Annotated in this window: 19 protein-coding genes and 1 pseudogene; 13 read left to right on the top strand and 7 right to left on the bottom strand. The window is 49.5% G+C overall.

Annotated elements, in window-relative coordinates:
* Positions 1-14: 14 nt before the first annotated feature.
* The 3 genes from speB (at position 15) to AC6IB1_RS12745 (ending at position 3,006) form a co-directional block, all read left to right on the top strand.
* Positions 15-938, top strand: coding sequence for an agmatinase (speB, locus tag AC6IB1_RS12735; RefSeq protein WP_497566975.1), 924 nt, complete (start codon positions 15-17; stop codon positions 936-938).
* A gap of 208 nt (positions 939-1,146) precedes the next feature.
* Positions 1,147-1,962: a 23S rRNA (guanine(745)-N(1))-methyltransferase gene (rlmA, locus tag AC6IB1_RS12740; protein WP_497566976.1), complete on the top strand. Its 816-nt coding sequence runs from the start codon at positions 1,147-1,149 to the stop codon at positions 1,960-1,962.
* Between the two features lie 84 nt (positions 1,963-2,046).
* Positions 2,047-3,006, top strand: coding sequence for a ChaN family lipoprotein (locus AC6IB1_RS12745; protein WP_497566977.1), 960 nt, complete (start codon positions 2,047-2,049; stop codon positions 3,004-3,006).
* Positions 3,007-3,088: 82 nt separating this feature from the next.
* Here the strand turns inward: AC6IB1_RS12745 and yfbV are convergent, their stop codons facing one another.
* The gene (gene yfbV / locus AC6IB1_RS12750; RefSeq protein ID WP_497566978.1) at positions 3,089-3,538 is read right to left on the bottom strand and encodes a terminus macrodomain insulation protein YfbV; all 450 of its coding nucleotides are present in this window, start codon (positions 3,536-3,538) and stop codon (positions 3,089-3,091) included.
* Between the two features lie 499 nt (positions 3,539-4,037).
* Between yfbV and AC6IB1_RS12755 the strand changes: the two genes are divergently transcribed.
* Positions 4,038-5,234 carry an acetate kinase gene (locus AC6IB1_RS12755; protein ID WP_497566979.1) on the top strand — a complete coding sequence of 399 codons (1,197 nt, stop codon included), beginning with the start codon at positions 4,038-4,040 and terminating at the stop codon, positions 5,232-5,234.
* Between the two features lie 160 nt (positions 5,235-5,394).
* Entirely contained in the window at positions 5,395-7,539 is a 2,145-nt protein-coding gene (gene pta / locus AC6IB1_RS12760; RefSeq protein ID WP_497569141.1) for a phosphate acetyltransferase, read from the top strand.
* Between the two features lie 75 nt (positions 7,540-7,614).
* Here pta and AC6IB1_RS12765 read toward each other — a convergent pair whose 3' ends face one another.
* Entirely contained in the window at positions 7,615-8,244 is a 630-nt protein-coding gene (locus AC6IB1_RS12765) for an Hpt domain-containing protein (protein WP_497566980.1), read from the bottom strand.
* A 334-nt stretch (positions 8,245-8,578) separates the two neighbouring features.
* Here AC6IB1_RS12765 and AC6IB1_RS12770 point away from each other — a divergent pair, with 334 nt between their 5' ends.
* Complete coding sequence (locus tag AC6IB1_RS12770) at positions 8,579-9,679, top strand: response regulator (RefSeq protein WP_497566981.1); 1,101 nt, start codon at positions 8,579-8,581, stop codon at positions 9,677-9,679.
* A 12-nt stretch (positions 9,680-9,691) separates the two neighbouring features.
* On the opposite strand, the gene AC6IB1_RS12775 is transcribed toward AC6IB1_RS12770, so the two are convergent.
* From AC6IB1_RS12775 to AC6IB1_RS12790, 4 genes are all read right to left on the bottom strand, one after another.
* Positions 9,692-10,312: a LysE family translocator gene (locus AC6IB1_RS12775; protein WP_199249694.1), complete on the bottom strand. Its 621-nt coding sequence runs from the start codon at positions 10,310-10,312 to the stop codon at positions 9,692-9,694.
* Between the two features lie 138 nt (positions 10,313-10,450).
* Entirely contained in the window at positions 10,451-11,830 is a 1,380-nt protein-coding gene (locus AC6IB1_RS12780) for a TRAP transporter large permease (RefSeq protein ID WP_497566982.1), read from the bottom strand.
* The gene (locus tag AC6IB1_RS12785; protein ID WP_497566983.1) at positions 11,827-12,393 is read right to left on the bottom strand and encodes a TRAP transporter small permease subunit; all 567 of its coding nucleotides are present in this window, start codon (positions 12,391-12,393) and stop codon (positions 11,827-11,829) included. The genes AC6IB1_RS12780 and AC6IB1_RS12785 overlap by 4 nt, the downstream gene beginning before the upstream one ends.
* A gap of 84 nt (positions 12,394-12,477) precedes the next feature.
* Entirely contained in the window at positions 12,478-13,587 is a 1,110-nt protein-coding gene (locus AC6IB1_RS12790) for a TRAP transporter substrate-binding protein (RefSeq protein WP_497566984.1), read from the bottom strand.
* 624 nt (positions 13,588-14,211) lie between these two features.
* On the opposite strand from AC6IB1_RS12790, the gene metN reads away from it, so the two are divergent.
* From metN to AC6IB1_RS12820, 6 genes are all read left to right on the top strand, one after another.
* On the top strand, positions 14,212-15,246 hold the full coding sequence (gene metN, locus AC6IB1_RS12795; RefSeq protein ID WP_497566985.1) for a methionine ABC transporter ATP-binding protein MetN: 1,035 nt from the start codon (positions 14,212-14,214) through the stop codon (positions 15,244-15,246).
* Complete coding sequence (locus AC6IB1_RS12800) at positions 15,236-15,928, top strand: methionine ABC transporter permease (RefSeq protein WP_497566986.1); 693 nt, start codon at positions 15,236-15,238, stop codon at positions 15,926-15,928. Before metN ends, AC6IB1_RS12800 begins: the two co-directional genes overlap by 11 nt.
* A 51-nt stretch (positions 15,929-15,979) precedes the next feature.
* Entirely contained in the window at positions 15,980-16,792 is an 813-nt protein-coding gene (locus AC6IB1_RS12805) for a MetQ/NlpA family lipoprotein (protein ID WP_497566987.1), read from the top strand.
* Positions 16,793-17,661: 869 nt separating this feature from the next.
* On the top strand, positions 17,662-17,964 hold the full coding sequence (locus AC6IB1_RS12810; protein ID WP_497566988.1) for a hypothetical protein: 303 nt from the start codon (positions 17,662-17,664) through the stop codon (positions 17,962-17,964).
* A gap of 153 nt (positions 17,965-18,117) precedes the next feature.
* On the top strand, positions 18,118-18,933 hold the full coding sequence (locus tag AC6IB1_RS12815) for a substrate-binding domain-containing protein (protein ID WP_497566989.1): 816 nt from the start codon (positions 18,118-18,120) through the stop codon (positions 18,931-18,933).
* Positions 18,920-19,213, top strand: coding sequence for a hypothetical protein (locus AC6IB1_RS12820; RefSeq protein ID WP_497566990.1), 294 nt, complete (start codon positions 18,920-18,922; stop codon positions 19,211-19,213). Before AC6IB1_RS12815 ends, AC6IB1_RS12820 begins: the two co-directional genes overlap by 14 nt.
* Positions 19,214-19,360: 147 nt before the next feature.
* Here AC6IB1_RS12820 and AC6IB1_RS12825 read toward each other — a convergent pair.
* Positions 19,361-19,678 (bottom strand): annotated as a pseudogene (locus AC6IB1_RS12825) (DUF1538 family protein); the annotation flags it as partial.
* A gap of 249 nt (positions 19,679-19,927) precedes the next feature.
* On the opposite strand from AC6IB1_RS12825, the gene AC6IB1_RS12830 reads away from it, so the two are divergent.
* Positions 19,928-20,824 carry a TIGR01777 family oxidoreductase gene (locus AC6IB1_RS12830; RefSeq protein ID WP_497566991.1) on the top strand — a complete coding sequence of 299 codons (897 nt, stop codon included), beginning with the start codon at positions 19,928-19,930 and terminating at the stop codon, positions 20,822-20,824.
* The last annotated feature ends 63 nt before the right edge of the window (positions 20,825-20,887 follow it).

A 20,887-nucleotide genomic window follows, 5' to 3' on the forward strand; every position in this document is an offset into this window, starting at 1 on the left:
ATAAGGATTCTACTATGGCAACCCTCGCCAACCATCCCGATTATTCCCTGTACGCCAATGCGTTTGGTTTCCTGCGCCAACCTTTGGTGTTTAACCCACAAGGCTGTGATGCAGACGTTGTGATCACCGGTGTCCCTTTTGATATGGCGACCACAGGCCGCTCTGGCGCACGAATGGGGCCGAGTGCTATTCGCCAGGCATCCACCAACCTGGCGTGGGAAAGTAAAAAATGGCCATGGGATTTTTCCCTGACCAAAGAAATCAAGATCGCTGATTGTGGCGATTTGGTGTTTGATTGTGGTGATGCGGCACAAATGTGTAAGCGCCTCGAAGCTCACGCAACCAGCCTACTTTCTGAGGGTAAAACCCTGCTGACATTTGGTGGTGACCACTTTGTGACCCTGCCATTGCTGCGCGCACATGCCAAGCAATTCGGCAAGATGGCACTGGTGCATTTTGATGCCCATACCGACACCTATGACATGGGCAGCCAATACGACCATGGCACCATGTTCTATCACGCGCCAAACGAAGGGCTGATTGACCCTGCGCATTCTATCCAGATTGGGATCCGCACCGAACACAGCGACAAATTAGGGTATCAGGTGGTAGATGCCGCAACAGCAAACGATTGGACAGTGGAACAAATTGTCGAGGCAATCAAAACCCGCGTTGGCAACCGCCCGGTTTACCTGACCTTTGACATTGACTGTCTGGATCCCGCCTATGCGCCGGGCACCGGCACACCAGTATGTGGCGGCCTGAGCACGGACAAAATCCTGAAGGTTATCCGTGCTCTGCAAGGCGTCAACCTGATTGGGATGGATGTGGTAGAAGTAGCACCGGCCTACGATCACGCAGAGTTAACCTCGCTAGCGGCCGCTACAATTGCCACTGAACTGTTGTATGTCTGGGCAGCGAACCGAAAAAATAAATAGCCGGTTTGCGCTTTCCCCGTCTGCTTAAGGGGACGGGGAAACCTATCTACACAAAAAAGCTAAACGTCCTGTTCAGCTTTTTAAAGAAAATCATCCCCCCGGAGAGAACCATTAACCGAAGTACAGGTCCCATCAGGCCACAATCACTTGATACGCGGTGTCTGTCCCCGTATCCTTTGCGCTCATTGATCCTTGTCGACACACCGCTATGCCATCTTACCTTTGTCCGCTGTGCCAACAGCCACTGAATCTTTCCGGCCGCACTTACAAGTGTGCCAGTAACCACCAGTTCGATCTGGCCAAAGAAGGCTATGTGAACCTGTTGCCTGTGCAACACAAACGTTCAAAAGATCCCGGTGACAACAAAGAGATGATGCAGGCGCGTCGCCAGTTCCTTGATGGCGGCCACTATCAGCCTATGCGTGATGCTGTCGGCGAAATGCTGACATCCCTGCTTGCGGGCAAAACCGGTGCCGAGCTTCTGGATATCGGATGCGGGGAGGGTTATTACACCAGTTTCTTGGCCGGGCAACTGGCTGAAACACAGGTTTATGGTCTCGATATCTCCAAGGTGATGGTCCGCTATGGTGCCAAACGCTACCCGAACGTGGATTTTCTGGTTGCCTCCAGCCAGCGCCTGCCCTTTGCAGACAACCAACTGGATGCCGTGGTGCGCATTTATGCTCCCTGCAATGGCGATGAGCTGGCACGTACGGTGAAAAACAATGGTGTGGTGGTTACTGTCACACCGGGACCGCGTCACCTTTACCAATTGAAGGCCGGTATTTATGACGAAGTGCGCTTGCATGATGTGCCGGTTGAAAACTTGCCGGGGTTTACCCTCGAAACCGAGCAGAGTGTCGCTTACCTGATGACGCTGAACAGCACGGACGCCACTACCCTGCTGCAAATGACGCCGTTTGCCTGGCGCGCACCGGAAAGCCTGTGGCAAGCCCTGAAAGACGCCAAACAGTTTGAATGTGAAGCAGATTTCACGTTGCGGGTATACAGAAAAGCCAGCTAGTCGCATTGCATAACGGAGCTGTTACACCATAATGGAGCGTATCTAAGGATTTCTATTGGGGTCTGTTGACTTTAGGGACTTGCCATGCCGATACGCGCTTTATCCGCTACCTTACTGACATTTGCCCTAGCCGGGTGTGCCCACTCCGTTGCGACGCAGGCGCCCCCTTCTTCTGCCGGCACTCTGTACGACTACCGCATAGAATCCCCCGCAGGCGTCCCTTATTCACTCAATGCACTTGCTGATGCTGTTACTGACGCCGACGTTGTGCTGGTTGGGGAATGGCACTCCCACCCCGGCATACACCTATTTCAAACCCAGCTTCTGGCAGCGCTCACCTCCCGCCATCCCAACACCGCCCTTTCTATGGAACAGTTCACGCGCCAGGACCAAAGCGTGATTGACGGTTACCTTGCCGGTGAGTTCGGTGAAAGCAGCCTGCTGGGCAAAACCCGTCAATGGCCAAACTATGAAGGGAGCTACCGCCCGTTGGTGGAATATGCCAAAGCCCACTCCCTGCCAGTGGTTGCAGCTAACGCACCAACTGAGATTGTTCGCTGCATCGCCAGGGAAGGCAAAGGCTACCTTGAGCGCTTACCTGCTGAAAAACGGCGTCTGGTAGCAGACACACTTCATGACGGTGAGTCTCCTTACAAAGAGAAGTTTCTTGCGACCCTGTTCCATGGCGATGAAGAAAAAAACGGAAATCAGTATCTGGCACAGCTGGCGTGGGACGACACCATGGCGGAAAGTATTGTGCACTTTCTTGCTGACAACCCCGGTTACAAGGTGATGCACATTGCCGGCGCTTTCCACGTTGAAGAGGGGCTTGGTATCGCTGCACGTATCTCGGCCAGAAATCCTGACCTCAAGATTGCCATTATCTCCCCTCAATCTGAAGACGCGCCACTTGGGACTGACGTGAAAGATTTCCGTTTGGTGGTGTTCCCACTGCCGCCGCAGTGGCTGACAGATGAAGAAATGCGTGCTGCACTAAAAACCATGCGCCACACAAACGCAGCGAAAGAAACCACTTGTGAGTAAGGGCCATTCCCAAGCTGACAATCCAATACACAAACAAAAACGCCCCAGCGCAAAACCGGGGCGTTTTTTCCCTCGTTGTATATCAGAACCAACGCTCCAGCGATGCCTTATCAAGCAGCTTAAACGCACGGTTCAGAGTGTGGGCCAGTTCTTTATAACGGGGGCGGCTTCTCATTGGCTGAACGGCCCCACCTTCGCTGACAATTTTTTCGTGCAATTCACGATACCAACCGGCCAATGCAGGAGGCAGTTGTGTTTCGCGTCGCTTCCCCAGCCACCACAACCCCTGTAGCGGCAGGCTCAATGCAAACAATGCCATAATCATGGCTTGAGGCAGGCCCGAATAGTTATTGAAGGCCATTTGCATCAATACACTGATTACAGCAACAGCCGGCATCACTTTGATCGCAAACTGGGTGGCACGGATCACCCGGTTTTCCGGAAACATCGGTGCCAACTCTTTTCGGACCGGCCATTCCGTCATGTACTTCTGACCATCACGGAAAGCGTCCCACATCGTCTTATTACTCATACGGCGCATACCTCTCAAGCGATGTCACTGTATTATCGGCTAAAAACTTGCTGCAATTTTTAAAATAAAGTTGATAAACCTTAATTCAAATCAAGAATGACTCAAAAATTTTTGTTATCTGTCGCAAGTATCGCTAGACTTAGCCGACCTAAATCAATTGTTGCTCGGATTTGATTATCTCGCAACCACTGAAACGCCAAATGGATGGCCGGCAGCGCAACAAATCACCAATGACGGTGAGCCTGCGGGTAAGTCTGTCTGGCGTTTTTCGTTGCATACCCGTTGATATTACACGAAACGGCAGAAAGAGGTTTCTGGCTTTGTTTTTGAAGCGGCCGTATCACAATACACAGGGTATCTATCATGGACTGATGAGCGATGTGTCTATTCCGCGACAAATTTTGCTAAACGTTTTTCTGGGAAGGTGAATGTGACCTTAATCAACTATCCTTCTCCGATGAGTAAACACCCTCTACTTTACATGAATAGGTAGTCTCAAATGTCTAAGCTGGTTCTTGTTCTTAACTGCGGCAGCTCTTCGCTGAAATTCGCTATCGTTGATGCGCAAACAGGTGATGAACACCTGTCTGGTCTGGCTGAGTGCCTGCACCTGCCAGAAGCACGTATTAAGTGGAAATTGGACGGTAAACACGAAGCGCAGCTGGGCGAAGGCGCAGCGCACAAAGAAGCGCTGAGCTTCATCGTTGAAACAATTCTGGCTTCTAAACCAGAACTGGCAGAAAACCTGGGCGCGATCGGCCACCGTGTTGTACACGGCGGCGAGCAGTTCACTCAGTCTGCACTGATCACCGACGACGTACTGAAAGGTATCGAAAACGCAGCAAGTTTCGCACCTCTGCACAACCCTGCGCACCTGGTGGGTATTGAAGCGGCGAAAGCTGCCTTCCCTAACCTGAAAAACGTCGCCGTTTTCGACACCGCGTTCCACCAGACTATGCCTGAAGAAGCATACCTATACGCATTGCCATACAAGCTGTACAAAGAGCACGGTATCCGCCGCTACGGCATGCACGGTACCTCTCACTACTTCATCGCGCAAGAAGCAGCAGCGCGTCTGGGCAAACCGGTTGAAGAACTGAACATCATCAACTGCCACTTGGGTAACGGTGCGTCTGTTTGTGCCATCAAGAACGGTAAATCTGTCGACACCTCTATGGGTATGACCCCACTGGAAGGTCTGGTAATGGGTACCCGTTCTGGTGACCTGGATCCTGCCATCATCTTCCACCTGCACGATGCACTGGGCTACAGCGTTGAGCAAATCAACAACATGCTGACCAAAGAGTCTGGCCTGATGGGTCTGACTGAAGTGACGTCTGACTGCCGTTTTGTTGAAGACAACTACGGTTCTAAAGAAGAAGCAACCCGCGCAATGGACGTATTCTGTCACCGTCTGGCGAAATACGTTGCAGGTTACACTGCCTGTCTGGATGGCCGTCTGGACGCGATCGTGTTCACTGGCGGTATCGGCGAGAACTCTGGTCCAATCCGTGAGCAAGTACTGAACCGTCTGGGTCTGCTGGGTGTTGAAGTTGACCAGGAGCGCAACCTGAAAGCCCGTTTCGGCGGTGAAGGTGTTATCACAACTGACAACAGCCGTGTTCCAGCCATGGTTATCTCAACCAACGAAGAGCTGGTTATCGCACAAGACACTGCACGTCTGGCTGAAATCTAATCACCATTCGATGCAAACATGCGGCTGATCAAGGTGATCAGCCGTTTCAATTTGGCAAAGTGATCTGATGTTCTGCCAAACTGAATAATTAACAAAACCTGCATCCTGTGGGTTTTGCTTCCTACATAGTAAAGAGGAATCAAGCGTGTCCCGTACTATTATGCTCATTCCCATCGGCACAGGTGTCGGTCTGACCAGCGTTAGCCTGGGCGTACTGCGTGCGATGGAACAAAAGGGCCTTCGAGTTTCATTTTTCAAACCCATTGCCCAACCTCGCCACGGCGGCGACCAACCTGACCTGACAACCACCATCATCGAAGCCAACAGCGACATGAAAGTGGCAGAGCCACTGACCATGGCAAACGCTGAAGCGCTGATCCGTACTGATCAGACAGACGTGTTGATGGAAGAGATCATTGCCCGCTTTAAAGAAGCAACCGCAGAAGCAGAAGTGGCGCTGATTGAAGGTCTGGTACCAACCCGCAACCACCCATTTGCGAATCAGGTCAACTACGAAATCGCAAAAACACTGGACGCGGAAATCGTATTCGTCACCACCCCAGGTACCGATAACCCTGCGCAACTGAAAGAGCGTATCGAGGTTGCTGTCTCTAACTTCGGTGGTATCAAGAACCCGAACATTGCGGGTGTTATGATCAACAAACATGGCGCACCGGTTGACGAACAAGGCCGTACCCGCCCTGACCTGTCTGATATCTTCGATGACAACAATACTGCCAAAGGCAGCAATGTTGAAGTGATGGAGATTTTCAACTCCAGTCCTATCCGCGTTCTGGGTTGTGTGCCTTGGAGCATTGACCTGATCGCCACCCGTGCAAGCGATCTGGCGAAACACCTGAATGCTGAAATCATCAACAAAGGGGATATCAACACCCGTCGCATCAAGAGCATCACATTCTGCGCGCGTTCAATCCCTAACATGATTGAACACTTCCGCGCAGGCTCCCTGCTGGTAACCTCTGCCGACCGCCCTGACGTTATCGTTGCGGCCTGTCTGGCAGCAATGAATGGCCTGGAAATCGGTGCCCTGCTGCTAACCGGCGGCTACAGCATCCCAGAACAGCTGCACAGCCTGTGTGAGCGTGCGTTCGCAGCTGGCCTGCCAGTGTTCACCACTGCAGGTAACACCTGGCAGACGTCACTGAACCTGCAAAGCTTCAGCCTGGAAGTACCGGCTGACGATAAAGAGCGTGTTGAATTCGTTCAAAACCACGTTGCAGCACACGTTGACGGCAACTGGATCGAATCACTGTCTGAAGGCTCTACACGCGAGCGTCGCCTGAGCCCACCGGCATTCCGTTACCAGCTGACTGAGCTGGCACGTAAAGCGGCCAAACGTATCGTGCTGCCTGAAGGTGATGAACCACGCACCGTGAAAGCGGCAGCCATCTGTGCTGAACGTAAAATTGCGGAATGTGTGCTGCTGGGTAACCCAGACGAAATCAGACGTGTTGCTGAGCAACAGGGCGTGACCCTGGGCGCAGGTGTAGAAATCATCGACCCAGACACCGTGCGTGAGAAATACGTTGCACGTCTGGTTGAGCTGCGTAAGAACAAAGGCATGACCGAAGTGGTTGCGCGTGAGCAACTGGAAGACACCGTGGTACTGGGTACCATGATGCTGGAAGCAAACGAAGTTGATGGTCTGGTTTCCGGTGCGGTTCACACTACGGCGAACACCATCCGTCCACCGCTGCAAATCATCAAGACGGCGCCAAACGCATCTCTGGTGTCTTCTGTGTTCTTCATGCTGCTGCCTGACCAGGTTCTGGTATACGGTGACTGCGCAATCAACCCAGATCCAAACGCAGAACAACTGGCGGAAATCGCTATCCAGTCTGCGGATTCTGCGAAAGCATTCGGCATTGAACCTCGCGTTGCCATGATCTCTTACTCTACCGGTACATCCGGCCAGGGTGCAGACGTTGAGAAAGTGCGTGAAGCGACACGGATTGCCCAGCAGAAACGTCCTGATCTGATGATCGACGGTCCTCTGCAGTACGATGCCGCTATCATGGAGAACGTGGCAGCATCTAAAGCGCCTAACTCACCAGTGGCAGGTAAAGCGACTGTATTCGTGTTCCCAGACCTGAACACCGGTAACACCACGTACAAAGCGGTACAGCGTTCCGCCGACCTGGTTTCTATCGGTCCTATGCTGCAAGGTATGCGCAAGCCTGTTAACGACCTGTCCCGCGGCGCACTGGTAGACGACATCGTTTACACCGTTGCGCTGACTGCGATTCAGGCAAAACAAGCCGAAGAAGCAGAAGCGGCCCAATAAGCCCGCATCCCGCACTGAAAAGCCGACGCCAATTGCGTCGGCTTTTTCTGTTTATCCGGCAAGCAAATTTCCCGGTCACCCGGTTTTTTTCTTCAACGCTTTGAGGTGCTCCTCTGCCATCAGGAAATCGAACTGGTTCACCGCCTCCTGAAGGCGTTTAAACTCATCAAGCTGGTTACACCATTGCGGCAAATCTTTTGACAACGAGGAGAGCTTGTCCTGCACCTCGATATCAAATTCCTGCAAACTGGTTTGCAACACATTAATTTGTTCCATCAGGTACGCATTCAGTGGTTTGATTTCCTCCTGGACGGCAGGCTTCATATCTGTCGATACAGCACTCAGTGCGATTTCATCAAACTTATCCATCGCCTCAATGATCAGGTTTTTCAGTGCATTCACTTCCGCATCTCTGACAACATCACCTGCGTTGTATTTATCTTCCAGCCCGGAAGCAACCTTCGAGATGGCATCAGCACCAATATTGCTACCGGCACCTTTGCATGAATGCGCCACAATCGCCTTTTCACTGTTATCGATATCTGACAGAAGCTGTTCTATGGCAGTCCGTTGGGAAGTTAAGAACAAGGAGAGAATTTTCAGATATTTGGCCTTGTTACCACCAAGGCGTTGAACGCCTTCCCCAAGATTGATGCCCGGGATGCTATTAACCATCAGATCAAACATTGTGTCGTCGTATTCCATGTTGGCTCTCCTCTGAATCCGTTCAGCTTCAGCGATATCGGTCGCGATACGTTTTTTGTTTCCCGAGGTTTACTGGGTTGTCATTCTGCAGAGCCACTATTACCCGAGACTGTAACGCTGAGCACTGTTTTTGTTAGCCATTCAGTCACTTTTACCCGTAGCAATCCAAAGTCTATAGGTTTCCCCACCATTTGGTGATGCACTTAGGGGCATGTTAGAACCTGCCTTATCATCTAAGCGTATGTCTCATATAAAATAATGCCGCTCACAATTGGAACAATATTAAGAGTAGACCTAGGATTGAATAAGTGGAAAGTGATTCAGGATCCTCTTGATGGTATCACCGGAGAATACCCCCAAAAAACGGGCAACTATTTTGGTCGTCGACGATACGCCTGAAAACCTCGTGTTTGTCAGTGAAATGCTCAAAGACAATTACGACGTCAAAGCGGCAACCAATGGTCAAACCGCCCTGGCGATTGTCGAGAAGTTTACGATTGATTTGATTTTGCTGGATGTCGTCATGCCCGGGATGGACGGGTATGAAGTGTGCCGGCAAATCAAAGCCAAAAAAGGGGCGAGTGACATTCCGGTGATTTTCCTCACCTCAAAATACAAATCTGAAGATCAAGAATACGGCTTTTCTGTTGGTGCGGCAGATTACATCAAAAAGCCGCTCAGTCCACCCATTACCCTAGCGCGCATCAAAATTCATTTAGAAAACAAAGCATCCAAAGATTTCCTGCATAACCAAAACGAGTATCTCGAAGCTGAAGTGCAACGTCGCGTGGAAGAGTTAAGCGTCATACAGGATGTTACCATCAACGCGCTGGCAAGCCTCGCCGAAACGCGCGATCAGGATACAGGAAACCACATTATCCGTACCCAGTATTACGTGAAGATCCTGGCCGACCAACTCTATCTTCGTGGAAAATATCCCGATTTGGTGACACCGGAATACATCACCATGGTATTCAAAACTGCGCCGCTCCATGACATTGGCAAAGTGGGGATCCCCGATTCCATCCTACTCAAACCCGGCAAACTGACCTCAGAAGAGTTTGAGATCATGAAAACCCACGCCAAACTGGGTTATAAAGCGATCGTCAAAGCAGAAGAAGAAGTCGGCGCACACTACTCTTTCCTAAGTACCGCCAAGGAAATTGTTTACGGTCACCATGAAAAATGGGATGGGTCGGGATACCCGCAAGGCCTGTCCGGAGAAGGTATTCCCTTGAGTGCACGCTTGATGGCGGTGGCCGATGTTTTTGATGCCTTGGTCAGTAAGCGCGTGTACAAAGCCGCGATGACCCATGATGAAGCGTTTGATATTATTCGGGAAGGCAGGGGGTCGCACTTTGACCCCCAACTGGTCGACATCATGTTTAATGCCAAAAACGCATTTATTCGGATTGCTGAGACATACAAAGATTAGGGTCAGTTAACCTTAGCCAACAGCCAGCCAAACTCCGACCCCCATCATCAACGAGCCTGCAATGCGGTTCATCATGCGCACATTGCCACTTTTTTGTAGGAAATGGCGCAGCGTGCGGCCACCACTGGCATAAAGCAACAAACAGCCAAATTCCGTCAGCAGGATAATACCAATCAGCACCGAAAGCTGGGGAGGCAATGCCAGAGACGGGTTAATAAACGGTGGCAGCAGAGAGATCATAAACGCCCACCCTTTCGGGTTGGCAATGGCAGTCACAAACCCTTGCATAGCAAGCGTCAGCGGCGATGTATCTGCACTGGAAGATAAGTCTGCCGGGATCGCCATCTTCCCTCTCGATAACCACATCTGCACACCAAGGTAAAACAGGTAAGCCCCACCAACATACTTAAGGAACAGAAACAGCTCAGGATAATTCAGCATGATTGCTGCTACGCCAATCACCGACGCCAGCGAAACCAGCCCCACGCCAATGAGCTCTCCCCACATCATGTGCAAACTCCGGCGAACGCCGATACTCATGCCGAGCGTCATCGCCAGTGTCATACACATCCCCGGGGTTACCGACACGAAAAAGAAAGTAGGTATAAACACTGCCAGCATGGCGAAATCAATTGCAGGTGCCACATCATCTCCAGACAAATCAAGCGCGAAGAAACGTAATTAAAACCGACAGAGGCATCCCGTCAAGCGGTAATCCGAAAACGAAAAAAGCCTCCGGATTCGGAGGCTTATACACAGGCTCAATGTCATTTAACCATAAACCAGTTCCGGTAACCAGGTCGCCAGTGACGGCCAGTAAGCCAGCATCACCAGCACCAGAATTTGAATGGCAATAAATGGCGTGACTCCCCGGTAGATATCGAGGGTTGAAATTGAATCCGGTGCCACCCCCCGAAGGTAAAACAACGAGAAACCAAATGGCGGCGTCAGGAAAGAGGTTTGCAGGTTTAAGGCAATCATGATCCCAAGCCAGACAGGATCAACCCCCATGGTCAGCAGGATTGGTGCAACAATAGGGATCACCACGAAGGTGATTTCAATAAAATCGAGGAAAAAGCCCAACAGGAACAGCACCAGCATCACCAATAACATGGCACCAAAGACACCACCCGGCAGACTGGTCAGGAAGTCACGAACAATATCGTCACCACCAAATCCACGGAATACAAGGGCAAACAGCGAAGCACCAATCAGGATCAAAAAGACCATGGCGGTCACTTCCGTGGTCGTACGCATCACGTCTTTCAAAATAGCGACGTTAAACATCCGCTTGCTGGCCGCAAGGATGATCGCACCAACAGAACCAACTGATGCCGCCTCGGTTGGCGTGGCAATACCAGTAAGGATCGAGCCAAGCACCAATACAATGAGCAGCACCGGCGGGATAAGCACCGTCATCACCTGAATAAACAGCTCGTTGCTGACCTTACGGTCTTCTGCCGGAATTGGCAGCACACGGTGCGGTTGGAACATCGCAATGCCAATCAAATACACGATATACAGCCCCACCAGCACAAAGCCCGGCACCAGCGCGCCCAGAAACAGGTCACCCACAGTGACACTTTCCGGTGAATAGATCCCCTGATCGAGCTGCGCCTGCTGGTAAGCCGATGAAATGACATCCCCCAGCAAAACCAAGACGATTGATGGCGGAATGATTTGCCCCAATGTCCCCGACGCGCAAATCGTTCCCGTCGCAATGCGTGGGCAATAACCTCGCTTCATCATGGAAGGTAACGACAGCAAGCCCATGGTGACCACTGTCGCACCCACAATACCGGTACTGGCGGCCAGTAGCATGCCAACGATAGTCACCGAAATACCGAGCCCACCGGCAAGCCCGCCAAACACCTGCCCCATGGTATCGAGTAAATCTTCCGCAATTTTCGATTTTTCCAGCATCACGCCCATAAAAACGAACAGCGGAATAGCCACCAACAGCTCGTTAGACAAGGTGCCGGAAATACGATTAGGAATCGCCTCCAGGAATGCCGGATCAAACGTACCGGTTACCGAACCAATAAAGGCGAATAACAGCGCTGAACCGCTGAGCGAAAATGCCACCGGGTAGCCGAGCAACAACACGCCGAAAGTGAACAAAAACAGGAACAATGCAAAGAACTCGGTCATAGCGCGTGCTCCTCATCATGGTCTTCCAGCTGTTTTGCCAGTACCTGATGGCCGGTCAACGTCAAAAGGGCTTTTAATGCTTCAGCCAATCCCTGAATGATCACCAGTGCTGGCATCAACAGGATGCTGGTTTTGAAGATATAGCGGGCATCCACACCCCCGGCTTCCTGCGAACCTTCCATAATAGCCCACGACGCAGCGACATAGTCCCACGCGATATAGAAAATAAAGGCGCAAGTCGGCAACAACAGGAGCAGAAAGCCCATCAAATCCACCCAGGCTTTTTTCCTGTCAGACATGGGGCGGTAAAAAATATCCACGCGGACGTGAGCACCTTTCAGCAGCGCGTAAGCTGCACCAAGCATAATCACATAGTTATGAAAATAGAGAACGGACTCTTGCATAAACACCGAGCCCATGTTGAACACATAACGCATCACCACCACTACGAAGGTGATAAGCACAATGGCCAACACGAACCAGGAAACGAAGCGACCTGTCCAATCACTAAAACGATTGATCCCACGGACGAGGGCAATCAAAAAAGGAGAAGCGTTTTCCATACGACAACTCTTACTTCAGCCCGAAGGCTGTATTTTTATGGGGAGAGTAAAAGGCAGCACCTGAGCGGCACTGCCCTATCAACCTTATTGCGGATTACGGGCGTTCAGCATGGCTTGCTCAGAGATGGCGTGCCAGTCGATCGCCTGATCGCGGAATGATTTGTAAGAGTCGTACACTTTCTTACTGATCTCATCCACTTCAGCCTGCTCTGCCACCACGTCATCCGCGACAGCCTGAAGCTGGCTTAACACTTCTTGTGGGTATGGGCGCAGTTCTACTTTGTGCTCGTTAATCAGGCTTTCCAGTGCCGCGTTGTTACGTGCGGTAAACTCAGCCAACATGTCGGCGTTAGCGACACGGGTTGCCGCCAGCACGATAGCTTGTAAATCTTTCGGCAGGGCTTCAAACGCGTTTTTGTTGATCAGCGCTTCCAACGTTGTACCTGGCTCGTGCCACCCTGGGTAGTAATAGTATTTCGCCGCTTTGTGCAGACCAAACGCCAAATCGTTGTACGGGCCAACCCACTCAGTGGCATCAATCGCACCGGATTGCAGTGATGGGAAGATTTCACCACCCGGTAACAGTACCGGTGTGCCGCCTACACGTTTCAGCACTTCGCCACCCAACCCGGGGATACGCATTTTCAGGCCTTCAAGGTCGCTGACTTCATTGATTTCCTTATTAAACCAGCCACCCATTTGCACACCTGTGTTACCGGCGGGCATAGGAATGATACCGAAAGGTTCATAGGCTTCCGCCCACAATTCCAGGCCACCACCACTATAAATCCAGCCGTTCATTTCCTGTGCAGTGAGGCCAAAAGGGACTGCCGCAAAGAATTGTCCTGCCGGCGCTTTCCCTTTCCAGTAGTAACCAGCACCATGGCCTATTTCAGCAGTACCGCGGGAAACCGCATCAAACACATCAAGCGCCCCAACCAGTTCACCGGCACCATAGACTTTCACTTCCAGGCGGCCATCACTCATTTCAGTGATCAACTCAGCCAGGTTATTGGCACCGGTTCCCAGACCAGGGAAGTTCTTCGGCCAGGTGGTGACCATTTTCCAAGTGATTTTTTCCTGCGCGGCGGGTGCAGCTTCTGCAGCCGCTTCCTGCTTCTGTTCACCACACCCAGCCAGAAACACACTCAGTGCAACGGCAGCAGTGGCGAGGAACGAACGACGTTTCAACATGATTTCAGTCTCCTTGCTTGAAATAGCGATAACAACAAGCAGCAGGAAAGATCGCCTAAAATAAGTGCATGCTGCCTGTTCAGTCCTTGTCACTCTCACTAACCTTACGGTTAATAAGATGTTGCAATAACTCTACTCATTCTGCGCCCTCGCAAATAGCAGCAACTCAAGGTTGTTTGAAGTTGGTCAAACAATGAACTGAATTGAGAGTAACCACCTGATAGATAAAGCACTCTGTGACTTCAGAGTAGCGTGCCACTAAAAACTGGAGCAGGAGTAGGTAACGCTATTTAGTGTGTAAAATACAGAATAACCTCTCGCTTTTTTGCATACAGCCCCAATGAGTAAAATCATAGCCGGTGGGTAAGGACACGATACTGTTCCTTTGGTGATGCCAGACGAATTGGATCGGCAAAAAGAAGCATTTCTCACATCACTTTACCTGCCAAGCAGCCTCTCAGACACCGACCTTAATTTAGACGTCTAGACGTAAAAATATCTATTGACTTAGTTTGCGACAATAAATAGCATCAGATAGTAATAAACACTAAATAAAAACAAAAACTCAATAACAACCACTATCTTTGCCACCTCTCATTAACACGATTTTGTCCAGGAAGGCGTATGATCGAAATAAAACAGGTTAATAAGGCATTCAAACAAGGGGATTTGACGATCCACGCCCTGCGCGAGATTAATCTTCACATTCCACGGGGCAGGATTTTCGGCGTGATTGGCGCCTCGGGCGCGGGCAAGAGTACGCTGATACGTATCGTTAACCTGTTAGAACGCCCAACATCCGGCCAGGTTTTAGTTGATGGTGTTGAGCTTACCGCCCTTTCCCAATCTGACCTGACACGGGAGCGCCAGAAAATCGGGATGATCTTCCAGCACTTCAACCTGCTGTCTTCCCGCACCGTGTTTGACAACGTGGCCTTACCGCTGGAGCTTGCAGGCAAGGATCGCCAATATATCCAGACCAAAGTGACCGAGCTGCTCGATTTGGTAGGTCTTAATGACAAGCACCTGAGCTATCCGTCAAACCTCAGTGGAGGACAAAAGCAACGCGTCGCGATTGCCCGAGCGCTGGCAAGCGATCCAAAAGTGCTACTGTGTGACGAAGCCACCAGCGCCCTGGACCCTGCCACCACACAATCAATCCTGACCCTTCTGCAAACCATCAACCAGAAGCTGGGATTAACCATTTTACTGATCACCCACGAAATGGATGTGGTGAAGCGCATTTGCCATGAAGTGGCAATCATCGGTGACGGTGAGCTGGTTGAAAAAGGGGCGGTCGGTGATATTTTCGCCCACCCGAAATCTGAACTGGCGCGCACCTTTATCCGCTCTACCCTGGATTTATCCATTCCCCGTGATTATGCCGAGCGCCTCACACCGGAAAACAGCAGAGGTTTACCGCCTTTGGTTCGCCTTGAATTTACCGGCGCCAGTGTCGATGCCCCGGTGATCAGCCAGGTTTCAAGAAAATTCAATATCGACATCAGTATTTTAAGCTCAGATATGGATTATGCCGGAGGCGTGAAGTTTGGCCTGATGCTGGCAGAATTTTTCGGTGAGGAAGACAACGTCAACAAGGCGCTGACTGATCTCAGGGAACACAATATCAACGTCGAGGTGCTAGGCTATGTCGCTTAATATTGCTGCCGTTTCAGGCTGGTTTGCCGAAAATGAACGACTCGTTGGCCTGTTGATTGATGCACTGGGCCAAACTCTGACCATGGTGTTTGTTTCTGGCGCCATTGGTTTCCTGTTCGGTATTCCGCTGGGTGTGTTGCTGCACCTGACCAAACCGCGTGGCCTGCTTGAAAATACGGCGCTGAACAAGTCGATCGGCATCGTCGTCAATATTGGCCGCTCGATCCCTTTCATTATTCTGCTGGTTGCCATTATTCCGTTTACCCGCTTTGTGGTAGGCAGTTCGATTGGCACCGGTGCCGCTATCGTGCCGCTGACTGTCGGCGCTATTCCCTTTATCGCCCGACTGGTGGAAGGTGCGCTGCTGGAAGTGCCATCCGGTCTGGTGGAAGCCGCACAGGCCATGGGGGCAACCCCACTGCAAATCATCCGCAAGGTGCTGCTGCCAGAAGCGCTGCCCGGCATTTTGAACGGCGCGACAATCACCCTGGTGACGCTGGTGAGCTATTCGGCAATGGCGGGCGCTGTTGGCGGTGGTGGCCTTGGCGATGTCGGTATTCGCTATGGCTATCAGCGCTTTGACGGCACTGTCATGCTGATCACCGTGGTGATGCTGGTGATCATGGTGCAACTGATCCAGTCAGCCGGTGACTACCTTGTAAAACGGGTTGACCACAGATAACAAGGCGCTTCCCGCGCCTACATGGATATAAAAAATTTAAGGAGATATGTGATGACGTTTACGCTCAAGAAAATCGCCGCTGCCGTTGGCCTGGCTTCTACATTGGTACTGACCGGCTGTGGACAGGAAGAAACCGTTGACCTGACCAAGGTGAAAATCGGTGTCATGGCCGGCGCTGAAGAACAAGTGGCAGAAGTCGCTGCAAAAGTCGCAAAAGAGAAATACGGCCTTGATGTTGAACTGGTTACGTTCACAGATTATGTATCGCCAAACGCAGCACTGGAAGAAGGCGCTATTGATGCCAACGCCTTCCAGCACAAACCTTATCTGGATCAGCAAATCAGTGACCGTGGCTATAAGTTCGCAATTGCTGGCAACACGCTGGTTTACCCTATCGCAGGTTACTCAAGCAAAATTACGTCTGTTGAGCAAATTGAAGACGGCGCACAAATCGCCGTGCCCAACGATCCAACCAACCTTGGCCGTTCACTGTTGCTGCTTGAGAAACAGGGACTGATTGATGTGAAAGACGAAGCGGGCCTGAAAGCCACAGTCCTCGACATTATCAGCAACCCGAAAAACCTGAAGATTGTTGAATTGGAAGCCGCACAATTGCCACGTTCCCTGGACGACGTAACCCTGGCAGTCATCAACACCACCTATGCCAGTGCGATAAATCTTTCTCCAGAAAAAGATGGCATATTAGTCGAAGACAAAGAGTCACCGTATGTGAATCTGATTGTTGCCCGTAAAGATAACGTGGATGCACAGAACGTAAAACAGTTCGTTCAGTCATACCAGACGGACACAGTCTACAACGCCGCATTGGAAATTTTCGATGGGGGTGCGGTTAAAGGCTGGTAACCGACAGGTTCAGTAACGAAGTAAATACCAACCTAAAGCCTGTGCAATGCCACAGGCTTTTTCTTTTATCCTGAGTACATACAAGAAGAGCACATGAAAAAACAAACAATAAATGTCCATTTTATTCATTTTAAATTCGTGTTTCAAAAATAAGACAATAATTATGTTGTAGCCATTTAGGATAAAAACAATGAAAAAGATAGAGACGTTATGCCATCAGGTTTCAAACCGTGAATGTCAGTCTGCACTTAAATCGGGTGATGTAGAACTGGCCAAAAAGATCCTACGCGTAAAACATCAGAATGACTTAACAAAATTAAGGGAACTAAAAGATTTGAGATTGTTGTGTCGCTTTAATGGTCTATATAAGCAAGAATCAAATGTATACATAAAGATGATAATAACCCAAGAGGGCATTAGAGAAACTCGCAGAGACTTAACTTGTATTTACAACTATGAATTAAGCCTGCAAACAATTGATTGTAAGAAAAACACAACCGTAAGATTCAATATACCTAAGCCCCAAAATAAGACATCTCTTTTTTCATGTATAAGCGGATGCCTATAGGAACACGTTTTCTTTTTCAAGGAGAATTAAACAAACCCAGAGTGATTCAGAGATCTCCCTGTTAGCACGTTGACTGGCGCAATCTCCACAACGCCAGTCATACGTTCTCTTCAGGTTGCTTGGATAGGTTGGCGTAACAAAATGAAAATCCATCTTTTTCAGCCGTAAGACCCTTCATCACATCGCATAAAAATGATTCGTGAAAAAAACTTATTCCTTTTCTTCTTTTTTTCACTTCTCTCATTGGTCACCTCATGGAATGATAACGTAAATAAAAAGACTAGGAGTTAGCCATATAGCCATGAATAAAGTCAGCCATTCATATCATTGCTTTAAAATGCAACATTGCATGTCTGTGCGATCTGCAATAAAATTAGGCGATAAGGAGTTCGCAAGGGTTTGTATAAAAATAAAAAATTATCGTGATCAGGGAAAAATAAGAGATATTAAAAACCGCCCTATCCCATTAATTTCTATCGCCCAATACTCCGACGAGTTGAAAACAAAAAACAGAGAAATTGAAAAACTTCAGCAAAAAATCAATAGTCGTAATGCTATTCTAGTTAGAAGTGCTGGATTTTCTGAAATAACTACAATGATGTAAAATAACATGCATTAAGCCAGAGCGTCTTCTGGCTTAATGCTATTTTTACTCCACTTAACATGAAAATAACAACCATCTCTCATCCTCACAAATGACACAAAATTCATTAACATAAAATTGCCGTCTAGATTCACCATATTAAAGGTAAGTGAAATGAAAAATAAAAAACTCCTTGCTTTGGCAATATCCAGCCTATTTGTCAGCAACCTTTTACACGCAAAGGAAATAAATTTGTATGGCGCAGGTGGACCACACCATGCATTAAAAGAGATTGTTGAAAACTTCAAAAAAGACAGCAAATTTAAAGATCTGGAGATAAACATCAACCCTGGACCATATAATACCTGGCAAGCTTGTGCTAAAGGGATAGGGAAAAACTGCACAACCGGAAAAGCAGACATTCTTTGGGGAACATCAGAAAACTATTCTGCTGTTTTATTGGATGAGTTTAAAGATTTTGGCTTCAACCAGCATCATTCCAAGGTCATTTTCCTACGACCTGCGGTGATTCTGGTGCAGAAAGGAAACCCTAAAAACATTCGGGGCATTGAGGATCTCATCAATAACCCGGACGTATCTCGTCTTGTTGTCAACAACCAGTTACTTAACAGTGTAACCTCGTCTACCGCTCTGTGGGAGGATATTGTCGGCAGAAAGGGCAACATTCAGGATCTGGAAAAATTCCGCTCAAAAATAGTTTACCAAGCACCTGGCAGTGGCGCTGCAGCGAAAGCACTTCTCGGCAGTAACGGGGACGAAAAAGCAGATGCTTGGATCACCTGGCCGGAATGGTATCACGCGAATCAGAATCTTGTTGATTTAGTGCCTATCGAACCTGATCGCGTCACCTATCGCGGGATCAATGTCATTGTGCGTGATGATGCGGATGAAGAAACCCGCGCGTTTTATGACTATCTTTCAAGCCGTGAAGCGTTTGATGTGTTTAGCAAATACAGTGCCGTCAAATAATCCACGTACGCTGAGGGCGGGTTTCCCCGCCCTTTACACTTCTTACTTCATCGCAAGAAAGCTGAACATTCTCGCAATCTTTTCAGATATTGATTTCGATTTTTCAGATGGTGCCTGCTGTGAAATCGAACAAATTTCAACCTTCATTTCAGGTAAGACAGGTGCTGGCATAGAAGGTGGAGTAGAAACCCTTATTGATGCTACGTATGCAGCTGCGCTCATAAAATCACCTCATTTACATAGAGTGTTATTGACGTTCTTTTATCATGCCATATCCTGACCTCACAGAAAAATGAAAAGAGGTGATTTGAAATTCACCAATATTGCTCAAACAAATGAATCAGTTACATGTAGCACATCGGAAATCCCTCTACTTTCTGAATGCCATACCATCAAATTATCAAGACGTTTAGACTGCCATTTTTCATCAATCTGCCAACATGCCATACATCACAATGCTGTTATAGCTCACCAGGCCAAACTCGTCATTGTCATCACGCTTTTTCACGATCAGCGCCTTCACCTCTTTGTCTCTGACAATGTGAATGGCTTCGGCTACTGTGGTACTGAAACCAATCGCGGCAGCGAAGATGTAAACCCAGTAATTATCCCAGGTAAAGTTAGCCGAGATCTGTTCTCCTTCCCCAAACAGGAAAGCGGGCACGGTTAATTGGGTAGCCATCGATTCGCCCAGCGGAAACAATACCATTTCAAGTCCTATCAGGAACAAGGACAAGCCGATGATGTCACGTGGTGCAAATGCTGTCATGATCACCATCCGAATGTAACCCCCGATAATAAGGCGGTGGATAGGCCACCATGCTAGAAATCCAGTCCGGCTGCGGTTGTTGCAATACAATCAGTTGAAAAAGCCGATAGAGTGATAAAGCTAACAAGGTTTTAAAGAAATACGACACCAGCGCTATCAGTAGGCTGATCAAATAACCGATTAAATGCATACTGATGAGTAACAAGCCCATATTGGATTTTTCGCATGCAAATTCTCGTGACAGGTGGAACCGGGTTGATTGGACGCAGCCTGATCCCAAAGCTTGAACACCATGACATTACGGTACTGACCCGCTCGCCAGAAAAAGCACGGGAGGTGTTGCCCACCAAAGTGCATTTGATCAAAGACATCGACGACATTACCGATATCAGCCAGTTTGACGCCATCATTAACCTGGCCGGTGAACCGATTGTCGACAAGCGCTGGAGCGAAAAGCAGAAAGGTATTATCTGTGCCAGCCGGTGGGAGATCACCGAAAAGCTGGTGCAGCGGATTTTAGAGGCTGACAATCCTCCCCACACCTTTATCAGCGGATCAGCGGTGGGTTACTACAGCGATCAGGGTGACATGATTATCGATGAGTCGCTCACTGTCGATGCCACCGATTTTGCCCACTCTGTCTGCGCCAACTGGGAAAAAATTGCCCTGCGTGCCGACTCGGATAAAACCCGCGTCTGCCTGCTGCGAACCGGCATCGTGCTCAGCAAACATGGAGGAGCGCTGAAAAAAATGCTGCTGCCATACCAGTTCGGCATGGGCGGCCCTATCGGGGAAGGTAACCAGTATTTCCCCTGGATTCATATCAACGATATGGTAGGCGGCATTATTCATTTACTGGAACATGCAGAGACCCGTGGCCCTTTCAATATGACTGCACCACATCCGGTTACCAACAAGGTGTTCAGCCAAACTCTGGCCGCCACATTGCGACGCCCCCACTTCCTGTTTACGCCCAAATTTGCCATCTCCCTGATGTTGGGTGAAGCAGGCCAGCTCCTTTTCGACAGCCAACGTGTAGTACCAAGAGCGCTTGAAAACAGCGGCTATGCGTTTGAGTTTCCTGCCGTAGAGCCTGCACTGGAAAACCTGCTTCGCGGATAAGAAAGTGACGTAAAAAGAAAGGCACGCATCACAGCGTGCCTTTCACGTCTCGCCAGAAAAAAT

This window comes from Grimontia sp. THUN1695 (assembly GCF_059704325.2).